10 protein-coding genes are annotated in these 19197 nt (G+C 71.7%); 4 read left to right on the top strand and 6 right to left on the bottom strand.

The annotated features are described in order from the left end of the window. Positions 1–48: 48 nt before the first annotated feature. On the top strand, positions 49–435 hold the full coding sequence (locus tag O7608_RS19575) for a carboxymuconolactone decarboxylase family protein (protein WP_289205977.1): 387 nt from the start codon (positions 49–51) through the stop codon (positions 433–435). After that, positions 432–974 (top strand): hypothetical protein, encoded by a 543-nt coding sequence (locus O7608_RS19580; protein WP_289205978.1) that lies wholly within the window; start codon positions 432–434, stop codon positions 972–974. The genes O7608_RS19575 and O7608_RS19580 overlap by 4 nt, the downstream gene beginning before the upstream one ends. On the opposite strand, the gene O7608_RS19585 is transcribed toward O7608_RS19580, so the two are convergent. The 5 genes from O7608_RS19585 to O7608_RS19605 form a co-directional block, all read right to left on the bottom strand. Beyond that, positions 923–1573 carry a flavodoxin family protein gene (locus tag O7608_RS19585; RefSeq protein ID WP_289205979.1) on the bottom strand — a complete coding sequence of 217 codons (651 nt, stop codon included), beginning with the start codon at positions 1571–1573 and terminating at the stop codon, positions 923–925. The two genes, O7608_RS19580 and O7608_RS19585, sit on opposite strands and share 52 nt — an antisense overlap. Beyond that, positions 1570–3075, bottom strand: a complete 1506-nt coding sequence (locus O7608_RS19590; protein ID WP_289205980.1) for a condensation domain-containing protein — start codon at positions 3073–3075, stop codon at positions 1570–1572. The genes O7608_RS19585 and O7608_RS19590 overlap by 4 nt, the downstream gene beginning before the upstream one ends. Next, the gene (locus O7608_RS19595) at positions 3072–12236 is read right to left on the bottom strand and encodes a non-ribosomal peptide synthetase/type I polyketide synthase (RefSeq protein WP_289205981.1); all 9165 of its coding nucleotides are present in this window, start codon (positions 12234–12236) and stop codon (positions 3072–3074) included. The genes O7608_RS19590 and O7608_RS19595 overlap by 4 nt, the downstream gene beginning before the upstream one ends. A gap of 2 nt (positions 12237–12238) precedes the next feature. After that, positions 12239–13489 carry an MFS transporter gene (locus O7608_RS19600; protein ID WP_289205982.1) on the bottom strand — a complete coding sequence of 417 codons (1251 nt, stop codon included), beginning with the start codon at positions 13487–13489 and terminating at the stop codon, positions 12239–12241. 375 nt (positions 13490–13864) lie between these two features. After that, a complete protein-coding gene (locus O7608_RS19605; protein ID WP_289205983.1) occupies positions 13865–14797 on the bottom strand; it encodes an alpha/beta fold hydrolase in 933 nt (310 codons plus the stop codon). 63 nt (positions 14798–14860) lie between these two features. Between O7608_RS19605 and O7608_RS19610 the strand changes: the two genes are divergently transcribed. Continuing rightward, positions 14861–15841, top strand: coding sequence for a helix-turn-helix transcriptional regulator (locus tag O7608_RS19610; RefSeq protein ID WP_289205984.1), 981 nt, complete (start codon positions 14861–14863; stop codon positions 15839–15841). An 88-nt stretch (positions 15842–15929) separates the two neighbouring features. After that, on the top strand, positions 15930–16076 hold the full coding sequence (locus O7608_RS19615) for a hypothetical protein (RefSeq protein WP_289205985.1): 147 nt from the start codon (positions 15930–15932) through the stop codon (positions 16074–16076). On the opposite strand, the gene O7608_RS19620 is transcribed toward O7608_RS19615, so the two are convergent. Next, positions 16048–19059 (bottom strand): AfsR/SARP family transcriptional regulator, encoded by a 3012-nt coding sequence (locus O7608_RS19620; RefSeq protein WP_289205986.1) that lies wholly within the window; start codon positions 19057–19059, stop codon positions 16048–16050. The two genes, O7608_RS19615 and O7608_RS19620, sit on opposite strands and share 29 nt — an antisense overlap. Positions 19060–19197: the final 138 nt, after the last annotated feature.

Raw genomic sequence — 19197 nt, forward strand, 5'->3', positions numbered from 1 at the left:
GGTGCAGCTGGTCCGACGTCGTCCGGGCCAACACCGAGGAGCTGATCGATGAACCAGCCGTCCGCCCGACATGAGCGGGGCGAGGCCATGTTCCATCAGGTATTCGGCCGCGAACCGCGCCCGGGCTCCTACCCGGAGTTTCTGCAGATCACCGTCGACCACCTGTTCGGCGAGATCTGGACCCGTCCGCACCTCAGCGTCGAGGAACGCGAGCTGGTCGCGCTGACCGCGGTCACCCTGGCCCGGACCGACTGGGAACTGCGCGGCCACATCGGCGCCGCGCTGCACCTCGGGATGACGCGGGAGAAGATCGTCGAAGTCATCATTCAGCTCGCCTACTACGGTGGCTGGCCGGTCGCGAACAACGGTCTGCGCGTCGCCCAGGAGGTCTTCGCCGAGCTGGACGGTGCCACCGACGGGGAGGACCGACCATGACCGGTGTACCGTCCCCTCTCGACCCGGCGGAGAAGGTCGACCTGTGGCGCCAGCGGTTCTTCGAGGCCCAGGCCGCCGCTGAGGAGTTCATCCTGGCGGCGTACGGTGACGACGGGCTCGCCGCCTGGATTCAGGCGAACTCCCGCATCACCGCGGACCTGCTGCGGGCGCAACGGCCCGCCGGGGTGTCCACCACCGATCACTTCATGGACCGGCTGCAGCGTCAGTTGCTGCTGTACGACTCGGCGGTGGTAACTGAGCCCGCGCCCTCGGGCACCGTTCTGCGCAACGCCGACTGCGGGATTCTGCGCTACCGCAAACGGGCCGCCCGTGCCGGCGTCGTCCTGACGTTCTCGTCACCGTGCCCGTACTGCCAGCAGCTCAACACCGCGATCGCCGCCCGCTACGTGGAACCGGAGGTGACGGTGTCGTGTGAACAGGCAGGCGACGGATGCACCTGGCGGGCGGAGTCGCCGGTACACCCGGGTCACGCCGACGATCCCGCCGAGCCGCCGCACCGGGGCCGGACCGGTGCCTGAACCACCGGCAGTGCGGTGCGGTCGGCAGCCGGCGACCTGCTGACGTCGAGCGTCATGCCGACCTGCCGACCCACCGCAACACACAGGTCGACCGCCGCGGTACGGGCCAGATCCTGATGCTCGTTCTGGGTGAAGCACGCCGACGCCACGTTTCTGTTGCGCAGCCGGAGATACCACGGGAACAACGAGCCCAGCGCCGGCTCGGTCAGCATCGTGCGCGAGTGCACGATCGTCCCCACCAGCAGGTTGCCGAACGGGCGCTGCCCGGCGTTCATGAAGCTCTTCAACCGCTCCTGGAAGATCTTCAGGACCGCAGGCACGTTCCCCGCGTACACCGGCATGGCGAGCAGCATCGCCTGCGCACCCTCGGCGAGCTTCACGACCTGCTCGAAGTCGTCGTCGAGAGTGCACCGACCCACCTCGGGATCCAGGCAGGTGTCCTCGCCCTCGCACATGGCGATGCGGTGGTCGATCAACCGGATGCGCTGGATCCGCGCGTCGCTCACCTCCTGGACGACGCCGGTGACCGCGGCTTCGAGCAGTGCGTCGGTCAGCGACGGGAGCCGCTTCTGGGTGCAGGACAAGGCGATGATCTTCACACCAGCGACCCCCTCAGGTCGGCGAGCGGATGGTGCGCGCCGCCGCACGCCGTGGCGAGCAGGTCGACGTACCCGGCCATCCAGCGGCGGGCGGTGCCGTCGGCGATCCGGTCCACCGGGTACTCCAGATAACCGTCGATCCCGTCCGGGCCGGGCACCAGGGCGATGATCAGCGCCGTCCGGCCGACCCCGGCCGGTACCTCGTGCACCTGGACGGTCAGGTCCGGCAGGTCGATCCGGGTGTCGAACGTGCTCTGGAAGGCGAAGCTCACCGTCATCCCGGCCGGTGCCGCGTCCCTGCCCGCCGTGGCCAGCTGCTGGTAAATCCAGGCCGTGGGCAGCAGGTTGTCGATGCCGGCGAACAGGCCGTCGGCGGCCTGACCGACCAGCTGCGCGAACGTCGCGGCGGCGCCCGTACGGATCCGCACCGGCAACGCCGTCGCCAGCACCGTGACGGTGTCCTCGTACGCCTGTGGCGACCGGTTGGCGTACGGCATCGACAGGGTGACGTCGGGCTGCCCGCTGAGCCGGGCGAACAGCAGTGCCAACGCCGCAGCGGTCACCGCGGTCACCGTGACGCCCCGGTCGCGGGCGAGCGTCTCGACGGCGGACCGTACCGGCCGGGGGATCTCGAACCGGCAGGTGGCGGCCTGCCCACTCGGCTGTCGCGGTGCGGGTCGGTCGAACGGCAGTTCCAGCGCCAGTGGTCCGTCGCCGAGGTGCTCCGCCCAGTAGGCGAGCCGTCGACGCCGGGTCGACTCGTCCCACTGACCCTGCTGCCAGCGCGCGTAGTCGGTGCACTGGGTGGCGGCGGGTGGGCCGAAGTCCGGCGAGCCGTGGTCGCGGGCGGTGCGGTACCCGACGGCCAGTTCACGCAGCAGCACGGTGACCGCCCGGCCGTCGCAGGCGACGTGATGCAGGACCAGGACCAGCCAGGACTCGCCCGGCGCGAGCCGGATCAGGGCGTACCGTACCGGTGCATCGTGCGCCGGCGTGAACGCCGTCGCCACCAGCTCCTGGCAGACCACCTCGGCCCGGCGCCGCGCCGCGTCCGGCGCCAGCGCGGTCAGCTCCACGATGGGCAGCGGGACCGACCGGTGGGCGAGGATCCGTTGGGTCCAGGCACCGCCGTCGCAGGCCAGCCGGGCGCGCAGAGCGTGGTGCCGGGCGACGAGGCCGTCGAGTGCGGCGTCGAGTGCGGCGACATCGAGTTCACCGACCAGTTCCATCCGCAGCCCGACGTTCCAGCTGGCGGGGTGCGCGCTGCGCGCGGCGACCTCCATCACCCGCTCCTGCTGGGCCGACAGCGGCGCCCGCGTCACCTCGCGTTCGTCGGCCGGTGCGGTCAGCCAGCGCAACAGTTCTCCTTTGTACGACCGCAGCGCAGCGACCAGCTCCGGACCCGACGCGGCGGCCGGAGCGTCGTAGTGCAGGACGTCGCCGGTGCCGGTGAGCCGCACGTCGTGCACGGCGAGGTGCTCCAGCAACTCGTCGAAGGTCACAGCGCGCCCCGTACCCGGTGGCCGGGTGCGTCGTCGACGGCGGCTCGTACGGGGCCCGGCGGCGCGGCCGTGACGGTGCCGCGCAGCCGGCCGACCATCGCGGCGATGGTCGGCGCGCGGAAGAACTCCAACGCCGGATAGTCCACCGCCGTGGCCTCGCGTACCCGGTTGAGCAGGCGCATCGCGTTGATCGAATGTCCGCCGAGGGCGAAGAAGGACACGTCGTGGTCGATGCGGCGCGGATCCTGGTCGAGTTCGGCGGCCCACAGTGCCCGCACCGTGTCGGCCAGCGTGGCACCGGTCGGTTCGTGCACGCCGGCCAGCGCGCCGGCCGGCGGGGCCGCCGGCGGTGGTGCCGGCTGTGGTGCCAGCGGCGCGGGCATGCCGGTGCGGATCGTGGGTTCCGGCAGCCCGGCGTGGTCGACCTTGTTGTTGCCGGTCTGCGGCAACGCGGGCAGCACCGCCCATACCCGGGGAATCAGCACGTCGGGCAGGTGGCGGGACAGTGCGGCGACGAGCCGGTCGGCCAGACCGTCGTGGGCCACGCCCGGCGCGGGTACGACGTATCCGGCCAGGTACGCCTCGTCGCGCCGGTCCCGCCGGGCCACCACGACACCGTCGGCCACCAGGTCCAGCCCGCGCAGCACCGCCGACGTCTCGCCCGGTTCGACCCGGTTGCCCCGGATCTTGACCTGGTCGTCGGTACGTCCGAGGAACACCAGCGCGCCGTCGGCGGTCCATCGCACCAGGTCCCCGGTGCGGTAGCAGCGGGAACCGGGTCCGCCGGCCGGGTCGTCGACGAACCGCTGCGCGGTCAGCTCAGGTCGGTTCAGATAGCCGCGACCCACCCCGGCACCGCCGATGAACAGCTCCCCGACGGCACCGACCGGGGCCAGGCCGCCCCCTTCGTCGCGGACCTCGACGCGGACGTTGTCCAGCGGCCGGCCGATCGGGATCGGTCCGTCGGACCCGGTCGACGCCGCCGCCACCACCTCGGAGGTGGCGATGACGGTCGTCTCGGTCGGTCCGTACACGTTGCGCACGACGTACGGCACCCCGGGCTGTGGGCGTACCCGCAGCTGCTGGCCGCCGACGGTGAGGTGGCGCAGCCGGGGCTGGGCCGCGACGGGCAGCGAGAGCAGGCCTTCCCCGATCGGAGTGGGCAGCATCGCGACGCTCACTCCGGCGGTACGCAGCCAGCGTGCCAGCGCCATCGAGTCCAGCCGTACGGCGTCGTCGGCGATGGTCAGGCTCGCGCCGACCTGCAGCATCGGCCAGATCTCCAGCATCGAGGCGTCGAAGCTCTGCCCGCACACCACGGCGCCACGGTCGTCGGGGGTCAGCGCCAGCTCGTCCCGGTACCACTGGCACAGGTTCGCCACGCCGCGGTGGGTGATCACCACGCCCTTGGGCCGACCGGTCGAGCCGGAGGTGTACATGACGTAGCAGGCCGGGTCCGGATCGTCCGCGGCGCGGCCAGGGCCGCCGTGCCCGCTGCCGTACCCGCCGCCGGGATCGTCGCCGGGATCGTCGACCCGCAGCAGGTGCACCCCCTCGGGCAGGTCCGGTGCCGCGTCAGCTCCGGTGGCCAGCACCACCCGGGCCGCGCTGTCCGAGACCATGAACCGCACCTGCCGGCCGTCGAGGGACGGATCCAGCGGCAGGTACGCGGCACCGGTCCGCAGCACCGCCAGAGCGGCCACGATGAACTCCGGCGACCGGGGCAGCCACAGCGCCACGATGTCGCCCACGGCGGTGCCGTGCCGGGCCAGCCGGTGCGCCAGCACGGTGGCCTGCTCGTCGAGCTGCCGGTAGGTCAGCACGGTGCCGCCACCGATCACCGCGACTGCCTGCGGGGTGTGGACCGCCCACTGCCGCACCGCGTCGTGCACACCACCGGGCGGCAGCTCACGCTGCCGTCCGGCACCCCGACGGGCCAGCGTGTACCGGTCGGTGTCGAGGACACCGACCAGCGCCGAGATCGGCGTATCGGGCCGATCGACGGCGGCGGCCAGGATCGCGACCAGGTACGACAGCAGCCGTTCGGCGCTGTCCGCCACGAACAGGTCGGTGCTGTACTCCAGCCGGCAGTCGATCCCGTCGGGGTGCCTGGTGACGTACAGGGCCAGGTCGGTGACCGCCCGTTCGGCCCGGTGCGCCAGCGTGCGGGCCGTCACCCGGGGCAGGTCGAGCGGGAGCGGGTCACCGCCGTTGTCGAACTCCACGATGGTCTGGAAGATCGGGGTCCGGCTGGGGTCACGGTCCGGGCCTACCGCGCCGACGACGGCGTCGAACGGTACGTGGGCGTGGCCGTACGCGTCCAGGGCGGTGTCGCGAACCTGCGTGAGCAGATCGGTGAAGGTCGGGTCGCCGGACAGGTCGAGCCGCAGGGCGACCGTGTTGAGGAAGAACCCGACCACGTCTTCGGCGCCGCCGGGCCGGACCGACACCGGTGTCCCCACGACTACCTGGTCGTCGCGGGTGAACCGGCGCAGGGTGGCCGCGTACCCGGCGAGCATCGTCATGAACAGGGTGCTCCGGTGCGCGCCACTGAGCCGACTCAACAGCCCGGACAGCTGCGGGTCGAGCCGGCGGCGGACCGACGCGCCGGCGCCGGACCGTACCGGCGGGCGCGGCCGGTCGGTCGGCAGGTCCAGCACCGGCAGCTCTCCGGCCAGCCGCTCCCGCCAGTAGTCCAGACCGGCCTGCTCGTCGCGTTGACCGCCGTCGGCGTCCGCTTCCCGACGGGCCAGGCCCAGACAGTCGACGGTGAGCTCCGGCAGTTCGGCGGGCCGGCCGTCGAGCGCGGCCCGGTAGACGGTGGACAGGTCCCGGGCCAGCACTGCCACCGAGGCCGCGTCGATCACGATGTGGTGCAGCGACAGCACGAGCACGTGCCGCTCGGGCGACCAGCGCAGCAGCCGGGTAACCAGCAGCGGACCACGGGCGAGGTCGAACACCCGGCGGACCTCGTCGGCCAGCACCTGGCGCACGGCCTCGTCCTCGTCGTGGCCGGTGCGTTCCTCGACGGTGAGTTCCACCGTGCTGCGGCCGCGCACCACCTGGACCGGTTCGCCGTCGCGTTCCGGGAACACGGTACGCAGCGCCGGATGCCGGGCCACCAACTGGTCCAGCGCGACCCGCAGCGCCGACACGTCCAGCGGCCCGTCGAGCCGTACGGCGATCGGCTCGTTGTAGGTGCCCTGGCCGGGATGCAGCCGTTCGAGGAACCACATCCGTGCCTGCCCGCGTGACACCGGCCCGGACCGGTCCGGGAGAACACCAGGAGCGGCCGCGACGGTACCGGCCGCCGGCTGGCCGGCCGGGGTCTGGTAGCGGGCGCGGAGCCGGTCCAGGTACGGCAGACCCGCCCGTACCTGTTCGGGGGAGGCCCCGAAGTCGACCAGCGCGGCCACCTCGTCGACCCCGGCGGCGGTCAGCGCCTCGATCAGCCGGGCACCGTCGTCCGGCGACCCGATCAGCGCCCGCGCCTCGCAGTACCGGTCGTAGGCGCGCCGGAAGACGTAGTCCAGGTCGTCGGCGTCGGTGTTGTCGAGGTCCACCTGGAATCCGAGGCTGTTGGTCAGCTGCCCGAACAGCGACAACGACGACCGCAGGTACGCCTGCAACGGCGCGAACGCCTCGGCCCGCGCCTCGGCCGAGTCCGCACCGAGGTAGGTGTGCACGAGGACGACCACCCGCCCGCCGTCCGGGTCGAGCCCGTGCGCGGCGCGGGTCCGCCGGTAGCGCCGGACGTTGTCGGCCAACTGCTCCACCGACTGGCTCATCAGGTTGGTGACGACGCCCAGGTCGTGTTCGGCGGCCCGCTCGTACGACTCCGGGTTGCCGACCACGGCGACGAACATCGGCGGCGTCGCCTGTACGGGGCGGGGCAGGGTGCGGATCTCGACCGGTTCGCCGGTGCCGCTGCGGCGTTCGACGGCCTCCCCGCGCCACAGCCGGCGTACCTGGTCGAGGTGGCGGTACATCACGTCGCGGTGGGTGCCGAAGTGTTCGGGCGCGAGCACGAAGTCCCCGGCGTGCCAGCCGGGCGCGCAGCCGATGCCGACCCGGCCACCGGACAGCCGGTCGACCATGGACCATTCCTCGGCGACCCGGATCGGATCGTGCAGCGGCAGGACCACCGATCCGGCGTGCAACCGGATCCGACTCGTCTCGCGGGCCAGCGCGGCGGCCAGCACCACCGGGTTGGGGAAGACCCCACCGAAGGAGTGGAAGTGACGCTCGGGTATCCACAGCGCGTGGAATCCGTGCTGGTCGGCGAAGCGCGCCGTGTCGACGATCAGTTCGTACGGGTCGGCGGGCCCCGAGCCCGGCGGATAGTCCCCGAAGAAGTACACGCTGAAGTCCGGTGCCCGGCGCGCCGCACCGCTCGCCGGTCCCGGGCCGCCCGCCGGTGCGACACCCGCTGTCGGCTCGGTTCGTACCGTCGGTTCGCGTCGGGGGGTGCCGTTGGAGTTCGGCGCGGTTACGGCGGCACCGGGTGGGCGGGGGAGCAGCCCGTCGGCGCGCATCTGACGCAGCGAGTCGCGCACGGCCTCGATCACCGTGTCGACGTCGTCGTCGGTGTGCGCGGTGGAGAGGAAGAAGTTGCGCCACTCCCAGACGTACACGCCCTTGAGTAGCAGGTGGTGGTAGAGAAGCTCGAGGTCGGCGTGGTGTTCGAAGCGGAACTGCGAGCCGACGTGGCCGAGCCGCAGCGGGTACTCCTCCTCGGTGAACAAGGAGTTCAGGGTGCCGACGAGCCGGTCCGTCCGGGCGTTGAGCTCCTGCTGCAGTCGTGGGCTGTGCGCGGTCAACCTGGTCAGCACGGCGCGGGCGGCGGCCATGGACACCGGGTGCTGGATGTAGGTGCCGCCGAAGAAGGTGGTCTCCCGCTGTGGTCGGCTGTCGTCGCCGTAGCGCCAGAAGCCGCCGTCGACGCCGTCCATGATGTCGGCGCGTCCGGCGATCGCCCCGATCGGGAAGCCACCACCGAGCAGCTTGCCGTACGTGGCGAGATCCGGCGTCACGCCGAACAGTCCCTGGGCGCCACGCGGATGAGGTCGGAACCCGGTCAGCATCTCGTCGAACATCAGCACGATGCCGTACCGCCGGGTGATGTCGCGGAGTTGGTGCAGGAACTCCGCCGGCTGCAGCGACGGGTGCCGGCTCTGCACCGGCTCGACCACGACAGCGGCCAGCCGTTCGCCGAGCGCCTCGATCACCTGCAGGCTCTCCGGTACGCCGTAGTCGAGCACGACCAGGTCCGCGACGGCGCTGGCCGGGATGCCGGTGCTGACCGGGACAGTGGTCCGGTCCGCTCCGGTCCCGACCGAGCGGCCGAGCACGTTGTCGGCATGCCCGTGGTACGACCCGTGGAACGTGACGATCGTGTCGCGTCCGGTGGCGGCCCTGGCGAGTCGGATCGCGGCCGAGTTGGCCTCGGTGCCGGAGTTGGCGAAGGCCACGCGCGGCATCCCGGTCAGCTCGCTCAACAGCCGCGCGGCCTCACCTGTGTCGACGCTGCGGGGTCCGAGCTGGATCCCCCGGGACAGGTGTTCCCGGACCGCGTCGGCGACGAAGTCCGGCTCGTGGCCGAACAGCAGGACCCCAAAGCCCATGGTGATGTCGACGTACCGGTTGCCGTCCACGTCCTCCAGCCACGCGCCCTTGGCGCGCTGGCCGGCGATCGGGTACAGCATCTCCTTCGTGGCGCTGCGGAAGCCGACCACCGCCCGGCTGTCGGCCAGCACACCACGGTAGCGCTGGGCGATCTCCTTGGAGCGCCGGGTCTTTGCCACGAACCGTTGCCGCAGGTCGTCGAGGTGTGCCTGGGCGCGGTCGTCGACAGCCGACCCGGCCTGACCGGCGTCGTGCGCCACGACCACCCTGGGCCCGTGCACGTCGACGCCGGGTGCCGCCGCCAGCGACGATGCCGGTCGCGGTGCCCGTGCCGGTGCCGGTTCCGGTTCCGGTTCCGGTGGCGGTTCCGGTGGCGGTGCGGCTGCCGGCGGCAGTGGCGGTGCGGCTGCTGGTGGCGGTACGGCCGCCGGCGGTGCGGACCCGACCGGGGCCCGCCGGGACAGGATCAGGCGGGACAGCTTGGCGGCGGTGTCGGCCTCCTCGAACAGCTCGCGCATGGCGAGCCGGACACCGAACTCACCCTCGAACTCCCGCAGCGCGTTGATCATGGCGAGTGAGTCGGCGCCCATCGCGACGAACGGGCGGTCGACGACGATGTCGTCCGGCGCGCAGCCGAGGTGCCGGGCGCTGATCTCGCGTACCCGCTCGACCACCGGATCGAGGTCCGGCGCGGTCGGTTCGGCGGTGATCGTGGTGTCAGCGTCGCGGGCGGTGTCGTCGTCGACCATCGACCCTCCAGGTTCGGTTCGTGCCAGCGGCGGTCCGGTCCAGTGGATTCGTCGCTGGAACGGATAGGCGGGCAGCGGTATCCGGCGTTGGTGGCCGGTGCCGAGCAGCGTCTCCCAGTCCAGGTCGACCCCGTGTGCGTACAGGCGGGCGCAGGTGTCGAGGTGCTGATCGAGCTCCGCGTCCCGGCGCTGCGCGGCGAGTACCGGCGAGCAGGGCAGGGCGCAGCGCAGCAACCCGACCAGACTCGGATGCGGCCCGACCTCCAGTACCGGCACACCGGTCGGTGACCCAGGGTCCGACCCGTCGGATGTCGCGGTGGCGAGCGCGGCCATGACCAGGTCGAACCGGACCGGCAGCCGGGTCTGCCGCACCAGGTACGCCGGATCCGGCCGGTGCCCCACCGGCAGGACGGCGCCGTCCACGCTGCTGACCAGCGGTGTCTGCAAGGGCGCCCACCCGATCGTCGCGACCGCCTCACCCAGCCGGTGCAGGATCGGGTCGAGCAGCGCCGAGTGGAAGGCGCGGTCGACCGCGAGCCGCTGCCAGCGCCACCCGAGGCGGTCCAGCAGGGTGCACACGGCGTCGATCGCCGCGACCGGCCCGGCGACGACCTGCTGCTCGGCCGCGTTGGTCGCGGCCAGGTCGAGCCGTCCGTCGGTGGCGAGCAGTTCGTCGACCGCGCTGCGGCCGGCGAAGACCGCGACCATGCCGCCGGGCGCGGTGTGCTCGCGCATCAGCCGCCCGCGCAACCCGGTCAGCCGCAGACCGTCCTCGACCGACAGCGCACCGGCCGCGGCCAGGGCGGCGTACTCGCCGATGCTGTGGCCGGCGACGAGCCGTGGCACCACCCCGAGCGTGTGCCAGAGCCGGGTCAGGGCGGCCTGGTACGCGAACAGCGCCGGCTGCGCCACGTCGGCCGGCCAGATCCGGTCGCCGACGCCGGTGGCGGTGGCGAGCAGTGGCGTCAGCACCGACGGCCCACCGGTGCGGCGCTGGTACGCCTCGCAGGCGTCGAGCACCTCCCGCACCTGCGGGTACCGCCGGTAGAGCGGACCTGCCATGCCGGTGTACGAGGTGCCCTGCCCGCCGTAGACCAGTACCGGGGCCACCGGGCCGGGTGCCGACCCGGCCGCCACCCGCGCCGGGTGGTGCCGCTGCGGCGCGGCGAGGTAGTCGTCCAGCGCCTGCCCGAGTGCCGACGTCGTCGCGCCGGTCACGACGAGTCGGTGCGGCAGGTGCGGCCGGCCGAGCGCGACGGTGGCGGCCAGGTCGGCCAACTCGAGTCCGGGGTCGGCCGACAGGTGCTCGCGCATCCGGCGGGCGAGCGTACGCAGGCTGTCCGGGTGGTGCGCCGACAGCGGCACCGCCACCGGTGCGGCCGTGGCGGGCGGTGCCGTGCCGCCGGAAATCGTCGTGTCGCCAGGACTGGTCGTCGGCGGCAGCGCCCTGACCGCCGGTGGTGGTGCCTCCAGGATCAGGTGGACGTTGGTGCCACCGACCGCCAGTGCGGTCACCCCCGCCCGGCGCGGCCCCGGCAGGTCGGGCCAGTCACGCCCCTCGGTCGGGATGACGAAGGGGCTGGCCGCCAGATCCAGCGCCGGGTTCGGGCGTTCGAACCCGACCAGCGGCGGAATCGTCCCGTGCCGCAGCACCAGCACCGCCTTGATCAGGCCGGCCAGGCCGGCGCAGGCGTCCAGGTGGCCGATCGCCGGTTTGGCTGAGCCGATCGCGCAGTAGCCGGTCCGGTCGGTGTGCCGGCGGTAGGCCGCGGTCATGGCGTCGAACTCGATCGGGTCACCCTTGTAGGTGCCGGTGCCGTGGGCCTCCAGGTAGCCGATCGTGTCGGGGGAGACCCCGGCCACGTCGAACGCGCGTAGGATGGCGTCGCGTTGCCCGGCGGCGCTGGGCGCGGCGTAGCTGGTCTTCGTGGCGCCGTCGTTGTTGACCCCGCCGCCCAGGATCACCGCGTGGATGGTGTCGCCGTCGGCGACCGCCCGGTCGTACCGCTTGAGCAGCACCGCCGCGACCCCGTTGCCACCGACGGTGCCGTCGGACGACGCGTCGAACGCCCGGCACCGGCCGGACCGCGACAGGATGGTGCCCTTGACGTGGCGGTAGCCCAGGATCTGCGGGGTGTGTACCGCCGAGGCGCCGGCCAGGGCCAGGTCGGCGTCGCCGGCGAGCAACGCCTGTCCGGCCAGGTGCACCGCCACCAGCGCCGTCGAGCAACCACTCTGTACGGTGACCGCCGGACCGGTCAGGCCGAGGCGGTACGCGACCCGGGTGGCGGCGAAGTCGTTGAAATTGCCCAGCGCCACCTGGAACGCCGGGCCGAAGTCACCGTCCCAGCGGGCGTCCGGCAGGTTGTTGCGCAGGTAGGTGTTCAGCGGATACAGGTGGTATCCGACCCCGGCGAAGATTCCCACCCTCGTGTCGGGTCGCGCGCCCGCGTACCCGCCGTTCTCCAGTGCGTGGTAGCAGGTCTGCAGGAACAGCCGGTGCTGTGGGTCGACGGTGCGCGCCTCCTGCACGCTCATCCCGAAGAACTCCGCGTCGAACGAGTCGATGTCGTCGAGCACGCCGCTGACGGCGACGAAGTCCGGTGACTCACGCAGTCCGGCCGGCACCCCGGCATCGGCCAGCTCGGTGGGGCTGAACCGCCGTATGCTGGTCACGCCGTCTCGGATGTTGCGCCAGTACGCCTGCGGCGTGTCCGCACCCGGTAGCCGCAACGCCATGCCGATGATGGCGATCCGCCGGTCGTCGGTGCCCCCGCGCGTCGGCACGCTCATGTCGGTGCCCGCCGACGGGCCCACAGCACGGCGAGGAAGGCCAGCGCCAACAGCACCGCCACTCCGTGGAACACGGTGACAACAGTCAATGGGCTGAGCCGCTCCAACAGGAAGGAGCAGGCGACCATGCCGACGCCGAAGCCGAGGTTCTCCACGGTGGCGGAGAACCCGAAGACGTACCCGCGCTGATCGTCCGGGGCGGCCTGGAGCCGAGTGGTGTAGGCGATCTCGGTGAAGCCGTCGGCGATGCCGGCGGCCAGGGCGACCAGGACGGCCAGCGGTAGCGGCGGCGCGGTGAAGGCGAGGATGAACGCCACCGACATGACGGCCGCGCCGGCGGCGAACGCGCGCTCGTTGATGGTCCGACCGGTCCGTACGGCCCAGCGGGCGACCGCCCGCTGCGCGATGATGTTGCCGATCGCCCAGGTGGCCCAGAACTGCGACATGAACGCGGCCGGATGCTCCGGATCGAGCAGAGTGGACAGCACCGGCAGACCGACGTTGTGCGAGGCCGAGCCGAACGCGTCGACGGCGCGCAGGCTGACCAGCGCCAACAGGATCGGAGTCAGCCGCAGGTAGCGCAGGGCCGTCATCTGCTCCGCGAGAAACCCGGCGCGCCGCGGCGCGTCGGCCGGCCCGGACACCGGCACGGACGACTGCGACGCGCCAGCGGTGGGCGCCGCCGGACGCACACTGCGGGTGGTGATCGGCAGCCGCGCCAGGACCGCGGCCGAGAAGAGGAACGCCCCGGCGTCGATGAGGAACGCACCGGTGTAGCCGACCGTGGAGACCAGTACGCCGGCCGAGGCGAAGCCGGCTACCATCGCCAGCGACCGGCCGGTGGCGAGCAGCGCGTTTGCCCGTACCCGCTGGTCCGCACCGACGATCTCGGGGATGCTGCTGCGCAGCGCGACGCTGGTGACGGTCGCGCCGGCACCGGTGACGACCGCTACGGCGTACAGCAGGCCGACCTGCGCGGTGGCTGGCGCGACGACCAGGACGATCAGGGCGAAAGCCTGGGTGACGTCGGACGTCACCATGAGCCGTTTGCGGTCGAACCGGGAAGCCAGGGTGCCGGCACCGAATCCGCTGAGGACGCTGGTGCCCAGCCGTAGCGCCAGGAAAAGTCCGGTCTGCAACGCGCTGCCGGTCAGCGAGTACGCGAACAGGCTCAGCGCGATCATGTCCAGGTAGGAGCCGTATGCCGAAACCGCGTTGCCGACCACCAGGAACCGGAAGTGTCGCATCCCGGCATCCGTTCGGCCCGGACCGTGCTCCGTGACCGTCACGGGCAGCCGGCGGGTACGTCGGGGGTCGCGGGCCCTGGTCGTGGAGGCTGGCCGGCGGAGCGGACTGGGTGCGGCAAGCTGTGCCCCCAAGGACGATGGTCGCCGTTGGCGTGTGGTCACGTGATGACTACCGCCCGTCAGGGTATGGGACGACGTCGATCTGATCAAGAACTACTGTGGATGACGGTGGGGCCGGCGGTGCCGTGCGTGGTCGACAACCCGCCGCTGGCCCCGCGAACGAGCGGGGCCAGCGGCGCGGACCACCGCAGCCACGTCGGGCAGGACTCCGCGACCTGCGCCTGCGTCCGCTCGCGCAGGCGGTGCGGGGGAGCGCTACCTGGCGTCCTGCCGCTCCAGCCAGTTCAGGATCGCCTGGTTCGTACCTTCCGGCTTCTCCTGCTGGATCCAGTGGCCGCAGTCCAGGGTGACCACGTCCACGTTGGGCACGAACTCCGCGAGTCGGTCAGACTTCGTGATCGTGTCCCGATCGCCGTAGATCATGAGGGTGGGCTGGTGGATGATCGGGTCGACGTCCGCCAGCAGGTGCCAGTTGCGGTCGAGGTTGCGGTACCAGTTGACGCTGCCGGTGAAGCCGGTCGACTCGAAGGCGGAGACGAAGACGGCCAGTTCGCTGTCGCTCATCACGGGCTCACCGAGCGGCGCTTGCGCCCGGGCGAGATCGATCAACGCCATGCCCGGCTGAGGTTCCCTGAGCGGGACGTTCTTGCGGTACAGGTTGCGCAGGAACCGGTACGTGTTCTCGTCGAAGACGGCGTCCGCGACGCCTGGCTGTCGGTTGAAGTGGACGAAGTAGAAGTCGCCGCCGAGTACGGCCTCCATCAGCTCGATCCATGGTGTCCCGCCGCGCTCCTGGTACGGCAGGCTCAGGTTGATCACCCTGTTCACCCGGCGCGGATGCAGCAGGGTCAGCCCCCAGACGACCATCGCACCCCAGTCGTGACCGACGAAGGTGGCGTCCTCGTATCCGTAGTGATCGAGAAGTGCGACGAGGTCACCCGACAGGTGTGCGATGTCGTAGTCGGTGACCTCGGTCGGGCGCGACGAGTTGCCGTATCCCCGCTGGTTCGGGGCGATGACGTGGTAGCCCGCCTTGGCCAGGGCGGGCATCTGGTGACGCCAGGAGTAGGCGTGCTCCGGCCAGCCGTGACAGAGCACGATCGGCCGTCCGGCGTTCCGCCGGCCGGCTTCGAAGACTTCGAGTTTGACACCGTTGACGGGAACAAGGCTGGGTTCGGGGAAATTCATGCCGCCATCCTGCCGACCGAAACCGGTCACCTCATGACCGGTTAATCTGACAATCTTGGCCGCATGCGCACCGACCGGCTGGTGGCCGTACTCCTGCTGCTGCAGCAGCGCGAACAGGTGACGGCGGCGGAGGTCGCCCGAGAGTTGGAGGTCTCCGAGCGCACCGCCCGCCGCGACCTCGACGCCCTGGCCATGGCCGGGGTACCCGTCTACGCCACGCAGGGCCGGGGCGGTGGCTGGCGTCTCGTCGGCGGTGCCCGTACCGACCTGTCCGGGTTGACCGCGGGTGAGGCCCGCGCGCTGTTCCTGGTCGCCGGCCCGGCCTCGGCCACGACGCCGGCGGTGAGATCCGCGCTGCGCAAGCTCGTCCGCGCGCTGCCGGAGCCCTTCCGGGCGCAGGCCGAGGCGGCGGCGTCGTCGATCGCCGTCGACCCGCAACGCTGGGGGGTGAGCCGGGTCGACCGCCCGCGCCCCCGCTTTCTCGACGAACTCCAGGACGCGGCGATCCGGGGCGTCCAGGTGCGGCTCGGCTACGTCGACAGCACCGGCACCGTGACCGAGCGGACCGTCCACCCGCTGGGCGTCGTCGCCAAGGGGTCGTCGTGGTACCTCGTCGCCACCACCGGGGCCGGCCGGCGGACCTTCCGGGTCGACCGCGTGTCGTCCGTCGACCCGACCGTCGACCCGGTGCACCGGCCTGCCGACTTCGACCTTGCCGGCAGCTGGCGGGAGATCGCCGACGAGGTCGACCGCAGGCGGATGCCCGTCGAGGTCCAGGCGGTCTGCGTGCCTGACGGGATAGCCACGCTGCGGATGGCGCTCGGCGATCGTCTCGAGGTGGGCAGCCCGACGGCCGACGGCCGTATCGAGGTCGTGATCCGTGGCTACGACGAGTACTCGCTCGCCGGCGAGCTCGCCTGGCTTGTCGAATGGCTCGAGGTGACCGGCCCGGCGGGTGTGCGGGAACACCTGGCCGCGATCGGCACCGCGCTCGTCGAGCGATACGGCGGAACCGCCCGAAGTCCGAGGCTGCTCCTTCGATAGCCGGAAGATAGGTTCCCTTTATGCCTGCCCCTGTTTCCTGATGACCAGCGGCGCCGATGGTCGGACGTCGACAGGGAAGGAGCCTCCAATGACGATCAACAAGGTGGTGGCAGCTGTGGTCGCGGCCATGTTCGCGCTCACCGTCGTCGTGACCGGGCCGGACACCGGGAAGGTCACCGCCGGCCCGGCCGACCTTGCCGCGTCGCTCACGTCGGGTGACACGCCGTGGGACTGACCGGCTCCGTCAGCTGTCGTCGCAGGTCGCTCACCCGCTCCAGCCACCGCCGCGCGCCGATCTCGGTGAACGCCTCCTCGGCGTCCACCAGCCGGCGCCGCACCGTCGGCTGGTCGCCGTGCCGCAGCGCCAGCTCCGCCAGCATCAGGATCGCCCGCCCTTCGATCAGACGATTCCCGGTACGACGGGTCTGTCCGAGCACCTCGGTGAGTGCCTCCCGGGCCTGGTCGAGTTGCCCCCGCTGGATCCGTACCGCGCCGATCCCCAGCCAGGCGTAGATCTTGCCGACCGGGTCGTCGGTCGTCGTGGTGGTTTCCAGCACCTCGGTGAACTCGGCCTCCGCCTGCTCGTACTCGCCCTGGGCGAGATACAACTGACCCAGCCGGTGCCGTGCCTGGGCAGCGACCCGACGGGCCCCGACATCGGTGCAGATCGCCAGAGCAGCGCGTAGCAGCCGCTCACACTCCTCCGGTTCCGCACGGTCGGTGCGCAGTTGGGCGAGGTTGATGAGCACGTGTGCCTCGGCCACCCGGTCGCCAGCGGTACGCAGGTCCGGCAGGGCGCGCAGATACCGCGACTCGGCCCGGTCCTCCCGTCCACGCAGGCGGTCGATCGAGGCCAGGCTCCGCAGGGCCAGCCCCCGGCCGCGTCGATCGTCGGTGCCCTCGAACCAGGACAGTGCCCGTGACAGGTCGCTTTCGGCGTCCTGGAGCCGTTGCTCAATCAGCGCCAGACCTGCCCGCGAGCAGCGCACCGCCGCCTCCCCGTACCCGTCGCCGTGCCGGATGGTGGTCTCCAGCGCGACGTCATGCGTGTGGAGCCAGTCCTCGCGGTGCAGTTTCGCCTCGAACAACGTCACCGCGGCGACGGCGAGATTCCAGCAGAGATCACCGAACCGAAGATCGGCGGCGACCCGGACGCTCGCGACCAGGCCGGCATGTTCCGAGGCGAGCCACTCGATCGGGTCGGCGAGCAGCGACTCCACCAGGTGTTGCGGAAGCTCCCACAGAACCACTGTGGAGTACAGGACGGTGTAGTCTCCGCCGTACTCCCGGCGGTGGGCGGCCCGGGCCAGGAACAGCAGGCACCGCAGGTACCGCTCCATCGCGGCCGCTCGCTCCGCAGCCGGCACGTGCGAGTTGAGCAACTCCCGGGCGAAGACCCGCACCAGGTCGTGGAGCCGGTACCGGGCGTGCACCCCGGCACCGGCATGGACTTCGACCAGCCGGGCGTCCACGAGCTCGTCGAGCGCGTCCGCGCCGTCGTACAGCTCGACGCCGAGGAGCGGGCCGGCCATCCAGGTCGCGAAGTCGTTCACGTTGAGTGCGCTGAGCAGAAGGAGCAGCCTGCGGGCCGTGCTTCCCAGCGTGTCGAAGGAGACCGCGAGGGTCGCCCGTACCCCGGTCCCCTCCAGGGACAACTCGTCCAGACGGCGGCTCTCGTCGCCGAGCTGGCGGGCCATCCGTGCGATGTCCCAGTGCCCCCGCACCGACAGCTTTCCGCCGGCGATCTGCAACGCCAGCGGCAGGTGACCACACAGCTCGGCGACCCGTGCCGCCTCCTGCGGTTCGGCCTTCACCCGGTCGGTCCCGATCACCTGACGGAGCAACTCCACGCTGGCTTCCGGGTCCAGGACATCAAGATCGTGTCGGTACGCCTGACCGAGCGCCGCGAGCGGGCCCCGGCTCGTCACCAGGACCGCGACCCCCGGTGCGCCGGGAAGCAACGGCTCCACCTGCCACGGCCCGGCGGCGTCGTCGAGAACGATCAACATCCGGGCGTCGGCCAGCCGGCTGCGGTACAGGCCGGCCAGCGCGTCCGGCTGGCTGGGGATCACCGAGGGCGCGACGCCCATGGCGCGCAGAAAGTGCTCGTGTACCTGTTCCGGCGTGACTGGGCGGAGTTCCGTCCCCCGCAGGTGCGCGTACAACTGCCCGTCCGGAAACTGGCTCATGACCGCGCGCGCAGCGTGCAGGGCCAGTGCGCTCTTGCCTACCCCCGCCGCTCCGCTGATCACTATCAGCGGTGGCGTCTCGTCGGCCGAGGCGTCGGTGAGGGTGGTGCGGATCTCCACGACGGTGCTGCTGCGACCAATGAAGCCTCGGTGGGACACCGGAAGTTGTCGGGGCACCGGTGGCTGTGCCGTGGGCGCCGGCGGGGCGGATGCGACCCAGGCCACCGTGGAGTCCGCCTCCAGGATCGCCCGTTCCATGTCTCTGAGGTCGTCGCCCGGGTCGAGCCCATGCTCCTCGACCAGCATCGTCCGGGCCTGCCGGAAGGCCTCCAGTGCCTCGGCCTGCCTCCCGTCCCGGTAGAGGGCGAGCATCAGCTGGGCGTGGCCCTTCTCTCGGAGCGGGTGGGCCACCACGAACTGCCGTAGCTCGCCGACGAGCTCGTGGTGGCGCCCGAGCTCCAACTCCAGCCCGAGACACTCCTCGGTGACGGCCAGACGGTCCTCGTTGAGCTGTACGGCTGCGGACTGGACGAGTCGGCTCCGCACGTCCGAGACAGCCTCTCCGCGCCACAGACCAAGCCCCCGGCGGAGAGTCCGCACCGCGGTGGCGTGCTGCCCGGTGCGGGCCGCGTCCCGCCCGAGTGCCACCAACTGCCGGAAGTGGTGGGCATCCACACTCTCTCCGGCCACCTGGACGGAGTACCCTTTGCCGTGCGTGACGATCACGTCGGGGATTCCGAGTTGATCCAGCTGGGAGCGGAGCTTCGAGATGGCGATGTAGATCTGGGCCTGTGCGGTGGACGGTGGCCGTTCGTCCCAGACGGCGGTGATGAGCCGCTCCGCGGGTATCACCTTGCCGAACTCCAGTAGCAGCGTCGCCAGGATCACCCGCTGCCGGGTCCCCCGGATGTTCTCGGGCCTGCCGTCGACGAGCATGTCGAACGGACCGAGCAGCCGAAACTGGACGGCGCGGTCGTAGTGCTGTGGCTCCGTCGGGTCGGGCTCACCTCTATCGATGGGTGACTCCATCGATCCCATCCCTCCGCGCCTGCTACGGCCCACCAAGGTGTTGCCCGCAAGGCTACCCGACGGTGACAGCCCGAAGTGGCGTCGGCGGAGGTGCGTCATGTTGCACCGGCTGCCAACGACACGGTGACCAGGTGCGAC

The organism is Solwaraspora sp. WMMA2056, assembly GCF_030345095.1.
Classification (GTDB): domain Bacteria; phylum Actinomycetota; class Actinomycetes; order Mycobacteriales; family Micromonosporaceae; genus Micromonospora_E.

Excerpts from the sequence above, each read along its gene's own strand:
- O7608_RS19575 (WP_289205977.1), top strand. The coding sequence starts at position 49 with ATGAACCAGCCGTCCGCCCGACATGAGCGGGGCGAGGCCATGTTCCAT.
- O7608_RS19605 (WP_289205983.1), bottom strand. The coding sequence starts at position 14,797 with ATGAATTTCCCCGAACCCAGCCTTGTTCCCGTCAACGGTGTCAAACTC.
- O7608_RS19580 (WP_289205978.1), top strand. The coding sequence starts at position 432 with ATGACCGGTGTACCGTCCCCTCTCGACCCGGCGGAGAAGGTCGACCTG.
- O7608_RS19620 (WP_289205986.1), bottom strand. The coding sequence starts at position 19,059 with ATGGAGTCACCCATCGATAGAGGTGAGCCCGACCCGACGGAGCCACAG.
- O7608_RS19610 (WP_289205984.1), top strand. The coding sequence starts at position 14,861 with ATGCGCACCGACCGGCTGGTGGCCGTACTCCTGCTGCTGCAGCAGCGC.
- O7608_RS19600 (WP_289205982.1), bottom strand. The coding sequence starts at position 13,489 with ATGCGACACTTCCGGTTCCTGGTGGTCGGCAACGCGGTTTCGGCATAC.
- O7608_RS19615 (WP_289205985.1), top strand. The coding sequence starts at position 15,930 with ATGACGATCAACAAGGTGGTGGCAGCTGTGGTCGCGGCCATGTTCGCG.